The organism is Micromonospora sp. NBC_00898, from assembly GCF_045207895.1.
Classification (GTDB): Bacteria; Actinomycetota; Actinomycetes; order Mycobacteriales; family Micromonosporaceae; genus Micromonospora.
In genome coordinates this window covers 6,337,782-6,349,220 of record NZ_CP108775.1, presented here as the reverse complement: position 1 = coordinate 6,349,220, position 11,439 = coordinate 6,337,782, and the positions used below count along the sequence as shown (strand labels likewise).

The 11,439-nt window shown below is 74.0% G+C and carries 12 protein-coding genes; 5 read left to right on the top strand and 7 right to left on the bottom strand.

Annotation, left to right across the window (positions count from 1 at the left end):
* Window positions 1-56 precede the first annotated feature (56 nt).
* The gene (locus OG799_RS30840) at window positions 57-560 is read right to left on the bottom strand and encodes an Lrp/AsnC family transcriptional regulator (RefSeq protein WP_406040124.1); all 504 of its coding nucleotides are present in this window, start codon (window positions 558-560) and stop codon (window positions 57-59) included.
* Window positions 561-699: 139 nt separating this feature from the next.
* Here OG799_RS30840 and hppD point away from each other — a divergent pair, with 139 nt between their 5' ends.
* The 4 genes from hppD to hisC are packed head-to-tail and all read left to right on the top strand — an operon-like array spanning window position 700 to window position 4,700.
* A complete protein-coding gene (gene hppD / locus OG799_RS30835; RefSeq protein WP_406040122.1) occupies window positions 700-1,899 on the top strand; it encodes a 4-hydroxyphenylpyruvate dioxygenase in 1,200 nt (399 codons plus the stop codon).
* 10 nt (window positions 1,900-1,909) lie between these two features.
* Entirely contained in the window at window positions 1,910-2,638 is a 729-nt protein-coding gene (locus OG799_RS30830; protein ID WP_406040120.1) for an RDD family protein, read from the top strand.
* Window positions 2,635-3,600 carry an RDD family protein gene (locus OG799_RS30825; protein WP_406040118.1) on the top strand — a complete coding sequence of 322 codons (966 nt, stop codon included), beginning with the start codon at window positions 2,635-2,637 and terminating at the stop codon, window positions 3,598-3,600. The genes OG799_RS30830 and OG799_RS30825 overlap by 4 nt, the downstream gene beginning before the upstream one ends.
* The gene (hisC, locus tag OG799_RS30820) at window positions 3,597-4,700 is read left to right on the top strand and encodes a histidinol-phosphate transaminase (protein ID WP_406040116.1); all 1,104 of its coding nucleotides are present in this window, start codon (window positions 3,597-3,599) and stop codon (window positions 4,698-4,700) included. The genes OG799_RS30825 and hisC overlap by 4 nt, the downstream gene beginning before the upstream one ends.
* A 24-nt stretch (window positions 4,701-4,724) precedes the next feature.
* On the opposite strand, the gene OG799_RS30815 is transcribed toward hisC, so the two are convergent.
* The 5 genes from OG799_RS30815 to OG799_RS30795 all read right to left on the bottom strand — a co-directional run bounded on the left by OG799_RS30815 (window position 4,725) and on the right by OG799_RS30795 (window position 8,954).
* Complete coding sequence (locus OG799_RS30815) at window positions 4,725-5,978, bottom strand: PQQ-binding-like beta-propeller repeat protein (RefSeq protein WP_406040114.1); 1,254 nt, start codon at window positions 5,976-5,978, stop codon at window positions 4,725-4,727.
* A gap of 69 nt (window positions 5,979-6,047) precedes the next feature.
* On the bottom strand, window positions 6,048-6,530 hold the full coding sequence (locus tag OG799_RS30810; RefSeq protein WP_406040112.1) for an SRPBCC family protein: 483 nt from the start codon (window positions 6,528-6,530) through the stop codon (window positions 6,048-6,050).
* Between the two features lie 108 nt (window positions 6,531-6,638).
* Window positions 6,639-6,755 carry a DUF397 domain-containing protein gene (locus OG799_RS30805; protein ID WP_406040110.1) on the bottom strand — a complete coding sequence of 39 codons (117 nt, stop codon included), beginning with the start codon at window positions 6,753-6,755 and terminating at the stop codon, window positions 6,639-6,641.
* 65 nt (window positions 6,756-6,820) lie between these two features.
* Window positions 6,821-8,020, bottom strand: a complete 1,200-nt coding sequence (gene fahA, locus OG799_RS30800; protein ID WP_406040108.1) for a fumarylacetoacetase — start codon at window positions 8,018-8,020, stop codon at window positions 6,821-6,823.
* A gap of 76 nt (window positions 8,021-8,096) precedes the next feature.
* Window positions 8,097-8,954, bottom strand: a complete 858-nt coding sequence (locus OG799_RS30795; RefSeq protein ID WP_406040106.1) for a hypothetical protein — start codon at window positions 8,952-8,954, stop codon at window positions 8,097-8,099.
* Between the two features lie 94 nt (window positions 8,955-9,048).
* Here OG799_RS30795 and OG799_RS30790 point away from each other — a divergent pair, with 94 nt between their 5' ends.
* On the top strand, window positions 9,049-10,215 hold the full coding sequence (locus tag OG799_RS30790) for a homogentisate 1,2-dioxygenase (RefSeq protein WP_406040104.1): 1,167 nt from the start codon (window positions 9,049-9,051) through the stop codon (window positions 10,213-10,215).
* Window positions 10,216-10,334: 119 nt separating this feature from the next.
* On the opposite strand, the gene OG799_RS30785 is transcribed toward OG799_RS30790, so the two are convergent.
* Complete coding sequence (locus OG799_RS30785; RefSeq protein ID WP_406040102.1) at window positions 10,335-11,360, bottom strand: tetratricopeptide repeat protein; 1,026 nt, start codon at window positions 11,358-11,360, stop codon at window positions 10,335-10,337.
* Window positions 11,361-11,439: the final 79 nt, after the last annotated feature.

Here is an 11,439-nt window from a genome sequence, read left to right as displayed (position 1 = left end):
GGCCCGCCCGGCCCTCGACCGTCCGTGTCGCCCCGCTTTCTTCGCCCGACGCCGTGTTATGCGCCGGACGGCCCGCCGCGCACGGCCGAGCGGACGAGGGGCAGGGTGCGGTACGGGATCTGCTCGGCCAGCGCGATGATCGTGGAGGCGCGGGTGATGCCCTCGGACGAGACGATCTGGTCGATCACGCGTTGCAGGTCGGTGTTCGACCTCGCCACGATGCGGCAGAGCAGGTCGCTGGAGCCGGTGATGGTGTGCGCCTCCAGCACCTCGGGGATGGCGGCCAGGTGCGCGGTGACCGGGTCGTGCCCGTGCCGCTGGCTGATCTCCAGGGTGACGAAGCTGGTCACCCCGAAGCCGATCGCGGCGGGCGAGATGTCCGGCCCGAAGCCGCCGATCACCCCCCGGTCGGCCAGCTTGTCCAGCCGGGCCTGGACGGTCCCCCGGGCCACCGCGAGCCGCCGGGAGCACTCCAGCACCCCGATCCGCGGCTCCGCCGCGAGCAGTTCGATCAACCGCACGTCGAGCTCGTCGAGCTGTACATCCTGACCAGTGTTCACGACTGAACACCGTACCGATTGCACAAGCTGACCAGCAATAATGCGAAGGGTTGCCCAACCCGGCGGGGCACCGCGATCCTCGCCACAAGAGCAACCAACGGCGGCCCACGAGGCCGGCCGGTACGCAAGGGAGACCACCATGACCCAGGCGATCGACCGACCGACCGACGACGTCGACGTCGACGCGCTCGTCGGCGCCGTCGACCACGACATCAGCCGCGACCCGTTCCCGGTCAAGGGCCTCGACCACGTGCACTTCCTGGTCGGCAACGCCAAGCAGGCCGCGCACTACTACTCCACCGCGTTCGGCATGACCTGCGTGGCGTACCGGGGGCCGGAGCAGGGCTACCGGGACCACGCCCAGTACGTGCTGACCAGCGGCTCGGCCCGGTTCGTGCTGACCGGCGCGGTCCGCCCCGACGCCGAGGGCGCCGAGCACGTCGCCAAGCACAGCGACGGCGTCTCCGACATCGCGCTGGAGGTGCCCGACGTCGACGCCGCGTACGCGCACGCGACCGCCCAGGGCGCGACCGGCCTGGTCGAGCCGCACGACGTGAGCGACGAACACGGCAACGTCCGGATGGCGGCCCTCGCCACGTACGGCGACACCCGGCACACCCTGGTCGACCGGTCCCGCTACACCGGCCCGTTCCTGCCCGGCTTCGTCGCCCGCGGCCCGATCGTGGACCGGCAGCCGATGATCGACGCCGGCATCCAGCCGAAGCGCTTCTTCCAGGCCGTCGACCACGTGGTCGGCAACGTCGAGCTCGGCAAGATGGACGAGTGGGTCGAGTTCTACAAGCGGGTCATGGGCTTCAGCAACATGGCGGAGTTCATCGGCGACGACATCGCCACCGACTACTCGGCGCTGATGAGCAAGGTCGTCGCCAGCGGCACCCGCAAGGTGAAGTTTCCGCTGAACGAGCCGGCCATCGCCCGCAAGAAGTCGCAGATCGACGAGTACCTGGAGTTCTACCAGGGCCCGGGTGCCCAGCACATCGCCGTGGCCACCAATGACATCCTGGCCAGCGTCGACGCGATGCGCGCCGCCGGCGTCGAGTTCCTGGACACCCCGGACTCGTACTACGACGACCCGGAGCTGCGCGCCCGGATCGGCAACGTCCGGGTGCCGATCGAGGAGCTGAAGGCCCGCAAGATCCTGGTCGACCGGGACGAGGACGGCTACCTGCTGCAGATCTTCACCAAGCCGGTGCAGGACCGCCCGACGGTCTTCTTCGAGCTGATCGAGCGGCACGGCTCGCTGGGCTTCGGCAAGGGCAACTTCAAGGCCCTGTTCGAGGCCATCGAGCGGGAGCAGGAAGCACGCGGCAACCTGTAACACTGTCGGCGTGACGCAGCTTCCCCCGAACAGCACGCCGCCGCCCGCCGGGCCCCCGCCCGCGGGCGGCGGCTTCGCGCCGCCCACCGCCCCGACCCCCCTGCGGTACGCGGCGCCGGCGCAGCACGTCCCACCGTCGTACGCCGGGCTGCCGCCCTACCCGGGCCCCGGGCCCGGCTGGGCGCCGCATCCCGGCTTCGTGCCGCCGCCGCTGGCGCCGAACGGCCAGCCCCTCGCCAGTTTCACCGACCGGCTGCTGGCCTGGCTGATCGACACCGCGGCGGCGAGCCTGCTGGCGATGGTGCTCTTCCTGCCGTTCTTCGCGTGGATCTGGTACCGCATGTTCACCGAGATGGTGCAGGTCAACCCGGGCGGGACGATGACCGAACCCGACCCGGCGCGGATGATGGCCGACTTCGTCGTCCCGCTGCTGCTCGCCGAGGCCGGACTGTTCCTGGTCCTGCTCGTCTTCTACTGGCTCTACCACGTCGAGTACGCCCGCCGGGGCGGCCAGACGCTCGGCAAGAAGGCGATGAAGATCCGGATCGTCCCCATCGACCCGGCCGGCACCCTCACCCGGGGCATGCTGGGCCGGCGGTACCTGATCGAGTTCGTCGCCGGCTCGCTGGTTCCCTTCCTCAACTACGCCGACGGGCTCTGGCAGCTCTGGGACAAGCCCTGGCAGCAGTGCCTGCACGACAAGTTCGCCGGCACCGTCGTCGTTAAGGTTGCTGGGTGACTGTGCAACCTGGCTGGTACGTCGACCCCGCCGAGCCCGAGACCAGACGGTACTGGGACGGCGAGGGGTGGATCGGCGCGCCGATCCCGGTCGACGCCACCCCGCCCGCGGGTCCGCCGCCGCCCGAACCGGCGCCGGCGCCCGCCCCCGCCGCCGTACCGGCCGGGCCCGGCCCGCACCCCGGGCCCCCCACCGCCGGCCCCGGCCACCCGACCGGCCCGAGTTACGGGCCGCCGGGCTACGGGCCGCCCGGCCCGGGCTACGGACCGCCACCGGGGTACGGGCCGCCCGGAGCGGGGCGCCCGCAGGGCCCGCCACCGGGCTGGCCGTACCCGACCTGGCCGGGACGGCTCCCCGAGCCCCGGCCGCACGGGCTGCGGCTCGCCTCGTACGGCGTCCGCCTGGTCGCCCGCCTGATCGACTTCGCGATCGTGTTCCTGCTCAACGTGGCGGTGAACGGCTGGTTCATCTGGCACTTCGCCCTCGGGTACGCCCCCGCCTGGCGGGAGGGGTGGCGGCGGGTCACCACCGGTGACACCACCACCGAGCCGCTGCCGCCCCCCGGGGAGCAGACCACCGGCCTCCTGATCGCCATCCTGCTGATCGCCACCGCGCTGTGGTTCGCCTACGAGGTGCCGTCGATGGCGGCCCGGGGGCAGACCTTCGGCAAGCGGGTGATGCGGGTCCGGGCGGTGCCGGTCGAGGCCGACCAGCCGCTCGGCTTCGGCCGGGCCACCCGGCGGTGGAGCACCCTCGGCCTGCCCACCCTGCTCTGGTACTGCTGCGGTCTCGGCCTGCTGCTCCAGCTCGTCGACGCGATCTCCCCGCTCTTCGACCACCCGCTGCGCCAGGCGCTGCACGACAAGCGCGCGCAGACCGTCGTGGTGCAGGTCCCCCGCGCCACGACCGACACCCGTACCGCCCCGCGCGACCGCGCCAACCCCCCGGGAGACACCCCATGACCGACACCGGACGTCACCAGCCGCCGCTGCGGCTGACCCGCGCCGACCTCGACGCGCTCCCCAACTACGTGCCCGGCCGCAGCCCGGCCGACCTGGCCCGCGAGCTGGGCCTGCCCGAGGCGATCAAGCTGGCCAGCAACGAGGTGCCCTACGGCCCGCTGCCCGGCGTGGTGGAGGCGGTCGCCGAGGCGGTGGCCAACTCGCACCGCTACCCGGACATGGGCGTGGTGGCGCTGCGCCAGGCGCTGGCCGAGCGGTACGGCGTGGACGCCGACCGGATCGCCACCGGCTGCGGCTCGGTGGCGCTGGCCGAGCACCTGGTCCGGGCCACCTGCCTCCCCGGCGACGAGCTGCTCTACTCGTGGCGGTCCTTCGAGGCGTACCCGATCATCGCGGCCACCAGCGGCGCGACCAGCGTGCGGGTGCCCAACGACGCCGGGCACGGCCACGACCTGGCCTCGATGGCCGCGGCGGTGACCGACCGGACCCGCATGATCCTGGTCTGCAACCCGAACAACCCGACCGGCACGGCGGTCCGCAAGGCCGAGCTGGACCGCTTCCTCGACGCCGTGCCGGACGACGTGCTGGTGGTGATCGACGAGGCGTACCGGGAGTTCGTCACCGACCCCGAGGTGCCGGACGGCCTGACCTACCTCGACCGGCCCAACGTCGTCGTGCTGCGCACCCTGTCCAAGGCGTGGGGCCTGGCCGGGCTGCGGATCGGCTTCCTCGTCGCCGAGCCGACCGTGGCCGCCGCGATCCGCAAGGTGGTCACCCCCTTCTCCACCAGCATGGCCGCCCAGGCCGGCGCGCTGGCCGCGCTGGCCCAGGCCGACGAGGTGGAGCGCCGGTGCGCGCTGGTCGTCGCCGAGCGGGACCGGGTCACCGAGGCGCTGCGCAAGTTCGTCCCCGACGTGCCGTCCAGCCAGGCCAACTTCGTCTGGCTGCCGCTCGCCGAACGGGCCGTCGAGTTCGGCAAGGCGTGCGAGGCGCGCGGCGTGATCGTCCGGCCGTTCGCCGGCGACGGGGTCCGGGTCACCATCGGCACCCCGGCCGAGAACGACGCCTTCCTCGCCGCGGCCGAGTCGGCGCTGGCCTGACCGCCGGCTGCTCGCCGCCCCCGGTTAGGTGGCGGCGAGCAGCACCGGCTCGGCCATCAGGAAGTACGCCTGGTCGTCGGAGTCCGTGGTGGCGTCCTCCCGGACCCGCTCCAGGGCCAGGTAGCCGTCCGCCGCGTACGCCCGCCCGGGAACCCAGGCGATGCCGTCGCGGCCGATGTCCATCGGGAAGCGGGACCGCTCCGCGCCGGTGCTCGGGTCAAGGGTGACCAGGTCGTTCCGCTCGGTCAGCAGGTGCACCCGCCCGGGCTGCGTCGCGATGATCCGCACCGGGCCGAGGTCGGCCCGCCGCCACAGCTCCTCACCGGTCCGCGCCGACCGGCCGGTCAGCACCCCGCCGGTGCTGCCGACGACCCGCTCGCCGGCCAGTTGGGCGTCGGCCCCGTTCAGGGCGGGCGCGGCAACCGGCTCACCGGCGCCGACCAGCCAGCCCTGGCCGGGGTCGTCGCCCTTCCCGTCGGTCCGCAGCCCCCGGCACTCCGAGTGCCCGTCGGCGCAGCCCAGCGGGGTCACCGCCAGCCCTCGGCCGCCGCCCGGCGGGAGCCAGTGGGCACGGACCGCCCCGGTCGCCGCGTCCCGGAACTCGACCGTCGTCGGCATGGCGCAGGCGTCGACCCCGATCAGCTCGCCGGTCGCGGTGGTCCCCACGTCGCTACGGCAGCCCTCCGGCACGTCGACCCGCCAGAGTTGCCGGCCGTCGGCCAGTGCGTACCCGCCCACCTGCCGCTCGCCGGCGGCCACCAGCACCGCACGACCGTCGGCGGTACGGGTGACGTGCAGCCCGGCGGGGTCCCAGACCGTCGAGGCGTAGGTGCGCCGGGGCTTCGGCACCGGCCCCGGCTCCGGTCCGTCCGCCCGCCAGGCGACCCGCCCGGTCCGGGCGTCCAGCGCCACCACGGTCCCGTCGGACCAGCGGCTGACCAGGGTGGCGCCGCTGGCCAGTACGCCGACCAGCTTGGCCGGCCAACGCCGGTACGACCAGAACGGGGTGACCCGGTGCTTCCCGTCGACCGGCTGGTCGGCGTACACCTGGCGGGTGCCGGCGTAGACCCGGAGCCGGCCGTCCACGAGCAGCGGGGCCACCGGCAGCCGCCCGATCACCCCGACCGGCGGGCTGGCCGCGGCCGGGTACGCGCCCCGGGCGACCGTGCTCACCTCGGCGGGGGCGAGGACGCGGTAGACGATCGCGGCGGCGACGCCGACGGCGAGCACCGCCGCGAGCGCCGTCACGACCCGCCGTCGTCCCGTGGGGAACCCCATGCCGCACCTCCGCCCGGCACCCTACCCAGCGGAACCCCGGACCCCCCGGTCAGGTGGAAGCGGGTCGGGTCAGGCGGCCTCGGCGGAGGAGGCGGGGGCGACCGCCCGGGCCAGGTCGGCCAGGTCACGACGCAGGGCGCCCTCGACCGCGCGGGCGGCGAGGCCGCCGAGGATCAGGGCCAGGACCCGGCCGTACGGGGCGGTCGGCACGGCCTCCTGCTCGACGGTGACCTGGGTGCAGCCGCGCCGGCGCCGCTCGACCGTCCGCAGCGTCCAGGTGATCCGGTAGTCCACGCCGGCCCCGGGTGAGCTGAGCACCAGCCGGTGCGGGGCGGCGGCCTCCACCACGAGGAACTCCTCGGACTGCTCGTCGCCGCCGGGGCGGACCCGGGCCTCCCGCCAGGCGGTGCCGGCGGCGAAGGCCCCGGGGGTGAGCACCTCCACCGCGCCGACGGCGGAGAGCCAGCCGGCCCGGGCGGAGAGGTCGGTGAGGAGCCGCCAGACGTCGACGTCCTGCGCTTCGATGAACTCGGTAACCGTCACCGTCGACATGACACCTCCCGTGTCCTCCACGGTACGGCGCGTGAACGGGAAACGGGGAGCCCTCCGTGACATTTCCGCCACCGATGCCCCGGGCGGGGCATCGGGGGACGGGTCGGTTCAGCGCCGGAACGCCCCGGCGCGGATCGCGGTGACGAACGCCGTCCAGCCCGGTGGGCTGACCGCGAGCGTCGGCCCGGGCCGGTCCTTCGAGGCGTCGGAATCCGCGGCGATCAACGCGGAAAGCGCGATCGCCGGTCGCACAGCGGGTGCGACCGGGGACCGGCGGACGGCGGGCCGCGTCAGCGCGCGGGCAGGATGCTGCCGGTGACCTCGCCCAGGGCGATGGTGGTGCCGTCCGGGCCGGGCGCGGTGGCCGTGATGGTGACCGTGTCGCCGTCCTCCAGGAACGTGCGGCTGCCGCCGTCGGCGAACTTGACCGGCTCGGCGCCGCCCCAGGTCAGCTCCAGGAACGAGCCGACCTGGCCGCGGTCCGGGCCGGAGACGGTGCCGGAGGCGTAGAGGTCCCCGGTGCGCAGCGACGCGCCGTTGACGGTGAGGTGGGCGAGCTGCTGGGCCGGCGTCCAGTACATGGTGGCGAAGGGCGGCTCGCTGACCCGCTCGCCGTTCCACTCGACCGACAGCCGCAGGTCCAGCCCGAGGTGCGGGGTGTCGTGCAGGTACCCCTGCACCGGCGGGTCCTGGTCCGGGGCCGGCACGAAGGCGTCGGCCAGCGCGTCCAGCGGCGTCACCCAGGCCGAGACCGAGGTGGCGAAGGACTTGCCGAGGAACGGGCCGAGGGGTTGGTACTCCCAGGCCTGGATGTCGCGGGCGGACCAGTCGTTGACCAGCACCACGCCGAAGACGTGGTCGGCGAAGTCGTCGACCGCGACCCGGTCGCCCATGGTGCTCGGCACCCCGACCACGAAGCCCACCTCGGCCTCGATGTCCAGGCGTACGGAGGCGCCGGTGGTCGGGCCCTGCGCGGTGGCCCGCTGCCCGCAGGGGCGGACGACCGGGGTGCCGGATACCACGACCGTGCCGGCCCGGCCGTGGTAGCCGATCGGCAGGTGCTTCCAGTTGGGCAGCAGCGGCGGCTGGCCGGGGCGGAAGATCTGCCCGACGTTGGCCGCGTGGTGCTCGGAGGAGTAGAAGTCGACGTAGTCGGCGACCTCGATCGGCAGCAGCAGCTCCACCTCGCGCAGCGGCGCCAGCAGCGGCTCCACCGCCGGCCGGTGGCCGGTGTCGGTGAGCAGCTCGGTGACCCGCTGCCGGACGGCCGTCCACTGCGGGCGGCCCAGCGCCATGAAGTCGTTCAGCGTGGGCCGGCCGAGCGTCCCGGCGGCCAGCACCAGACCGGCCGCCTCCGCGCCGGCCAGGTCCAGCACGAAGTCCCCGATCCGGACGCCGATCCGCGGCTCGTGCCCGGCGCGCCGGAACACCCCGTACGGCAGGTTGGTCACCCCGTACGGCGAACCGTCGGCACCCGTCACCCAGCTCATGCCGGCACTCCGCTTCGCTCCATGCCGCCATGCGGCACCACCGCACTGAACCTGCTGATTCGCTCGCTGCGCTCGCTCATTCCTCGTACCCCCCGTTCACCAGCCCCAGCCGGATCAGATCGGTCAGTGGTTCCTCGATGCTGCACGAGCCGTACCCGATCCAGAGCGGGCGCTCCGCATGGCGGTCGGTCCGGGCCTGCTCGACCAGCCGGACCGGGTCGGTGGCGGCGAGCAGCTCGGCAACCGCGTCCACCTCGGCACCCCCGGTGGCGGCGAGCGTGGCAGCGAGCACGTTGACGAAGCCGTGGTGGGTGAAGCCGGTCTCCGGGTCCCGGTGCCGCACCGCGTGGTGCAGCCCGGCGGTCAGCTTGAACGGCAGCTCCCGGTCGCGGCAGGCGCAGATCACCGCGGCCAGCTCGATCGGGGTCGGGAAGAGCTCGGCGGCCAGCCCGCCGGTGCGGAGCTTCGCCGCGACCGGCAGGCCGCCGGCCCGCGCCTCGGCGACCGCGTCCAGCGCCCCCATCAGGCCGAAGGTCAGCGGGATCTCGGCGTGGACGGGGACGCCGTCCAGCCGCTCGGCGAGCTTGACCAGCTCGGCCAGGCCTGGCTGCGGGTCCTCGCCGCGCTTGGCGACGGCCGCCTCGACCTGCCGGACCGTGATCCGGGGGTCGGCTCCGGCGAGCGCCGCGTCGAGCTGACCGACCGGCACGTCACCGATGACACCGACGGCCACCGGCTCGTCCGGGTGGAGCAGGTCGGGCAGCTCCGGCAGCGTGGAGGCGGGCAGCAGCAGCGGGCCGACCAGGTCGGCGTACCAGGCGGTGCGGTGCCGCCGGTGGGCCACCACGGCGTCCGGCAGCGCGGCGCTGCCGGGCGGGAAGACGGCGGCGTCGTCGACGAGACCGGCGAAGAGTCGGGGCACCTGCGTTGACACGAGACAAGAATTTACGGGACGCTACAAGGAACGGACAACAGCGTCCGATTATCGGACGCCACTGACCGGAGAACGGGACATATCGGGAGGCGAGATGCCGTACTACCGCAGCGTCGGTGAGGTGCCCCGCAAGCGCCACACCCAGTTCCGCCAGCCCGACGGCAGCCTCTACGCCGAGGAGCTGGTCGGTCAGGAAGGCTTCTCCTCCGACTCGTCCCTGCTCTACCACCGGCACACGCCGACCGCGATCGTCGCCGCCGAGGAGTTCACCCCGCCCGCCTTCACCCGGGTGCCCAACCTGCCGCTCAAGCCGCGCCACCTGCGCACCCACAAGCTCGACGGGGCCGGTGCCGACCCGGTGCTCGGCCGGCAGTACCTGCTCGCCAACGACGACGTCCGGATCGCGTACGTGCTGGCCGACCGGCCGTCCCCGCTGTTCCGCGACGCCACCGGCGACCACTGCCTCTACCTGGAGTCCGGCTCGCTGCGGGTCGAGTCGCCGTTCGGCGTGCTCGACGCGGTGGCCGGCGACTACGTCATCATCCCCACCTCGACCATCCACCGCCTCGTGCCCACCGGCGACGAGCCGACCCGGCTGCTCGCCGTCGAGGCGACCGGCCACATCGGCCCGCCCAAGCGCTACCTGTCGGTCCGCGGCCAGTTCCTGGAGCACTCGCCGTACTGCGAGCGGGACGTCCGGGGGCCGGACGCGCCGCTGCTGGTCGACGGCGAGGACGTCGAGGTGCTGGTCAAGCACCGCCGCGGCTGGACCCGCTACACCTACGCCCACCACCCGTTCGACGTGGTCGGCTGGGACGGGCACCTGTACCCGTGGGCGTTCTCCATCCACGACTTCGAGCCGATCACCGGCCGCATCCACCAGCCGCCGCCCGTGCACCAGACCTTCCAGGGCCCGAACTTCGTGATCTGCTCGTTCGTGCCGCGCAAGGTGGACTACCACCCGGACGCCATCCCGGTGCCGTACAACCACCACAACGTCGACTCCGACGAGATGCTCTTCTACACCGGCGGCAACTACGAGGCCCGGCGCGGTTCCGGCATCGAGCAGGGCTCGATCTCGCTGCACCCGTCCGGTTTCACCCACGGCCCCCAGCCGGGCGCCGCCGAGCGCTCGATCGGCGTCGACTTCTTCGACGAGCTGGCCGTCATGGTCGACACCTTCCGCCCCCTCGACCTCTGCGACGCGGCCTCCTCCAGCGAGGACCCCGGCTACGCCTGGACCTGGGCGCGGCACGGGTAGTTGCGCTGGGGTTTTCGCCGCCCGCGCGACCCTCTGGGGAAGATCGACGCCCACGGAGGGATCAAGCCTGACCGCCCGGAGTGGGGCGGGCTTCGGCGAAATCCTCACCGCGACCACGATCACCGCGAGGAACGGGGGAACACCGCGAACTCGGCCAACGCGGCGGCGGCGATCGCGGCGACCAGCGGCCACGGCGTCCCGACCAGCGCGTAGAGCAGGAGCAGCACCGGACCGGCGGCCACCGCGTAGAGCGCCAGCGCGAGGGTCCGGTCGGCGCGGAGCAGGCCGGGCAGGATCGTGCGGAGCAGCCCCGGCACCCGGGTCGAGTGGCGCCACACCAGCAGCGCCCCGCCGAGCGCGGCCAGCGCCGCGAAGACCCGGGAGAAGCCCGGCCCGGCCGGGGCCAGGAAGGCCACCAGCACGGTCGCGATCAGCGTCCAGCCGGCGCCGTAGAGCACCAGCCGGCGCAGACCGTCCGACATGGTACGCCCCGAGTCCGTCCCCGCCGGGTCCAACGCGGCCGCCTCGACCAGATGCTCCAGCGCCTCGGCGTAGCGGCGCTGCTCCAGCCGGATGACGCCCATGTCGTGCCGGGCCACGGCCAGTCCCGGGTCCAGCCGCAGCGCCTCCCGGTAGGCCCGCTCGGCCAGGTCGAACACCTCCAGCCGGGCCGACACCAGACCGAGCACCAGGTGCGACTGCGGCTCCTCCGGGGCCAGCTCAACGCCCCGCCAGGCGGCGTTGAGCGCCTGCTGCCCGTTGCGTGAGCCGGCCAGAATCGCGGCGGCGCTGCGCTGGGCGTACGCGTCGGTCGGGCCGAGCGCCAGGATCTCGTCGGCGGTCCCCGCGGCGGCCTTGAACTCCCTCAGGTCGGCCAGCGCGAACCCCCGCGCGACCAGCGGCGGTACGGCGCCCGGGGCGGCGGCGACGGCGGCCTCGGCGGCGGTGAGCGCCTCGGCGGACCGGTCGGCGGCCAGGTGCACCCGGGCGAGCATGGTCAACGCCCCGGCGTTCGCCGGGTCCATCGCGATGGCGAAACCCAGCTCACCGGCGGCCTCGTCGTAGCGACCCAGCTCGGCGAGGAGCTGCGCGCGCTGCAGGTAGCCGTCGGCGGCGGACTGGTCGGGGGCGGCGTCACTCGACATCCCGGCGAGCCTAGCCGCACTGCCCCGGGAAAGCCGACCACCGCCGCTCGGACCGGGCCGCGACCGGCCGGTCGACGGG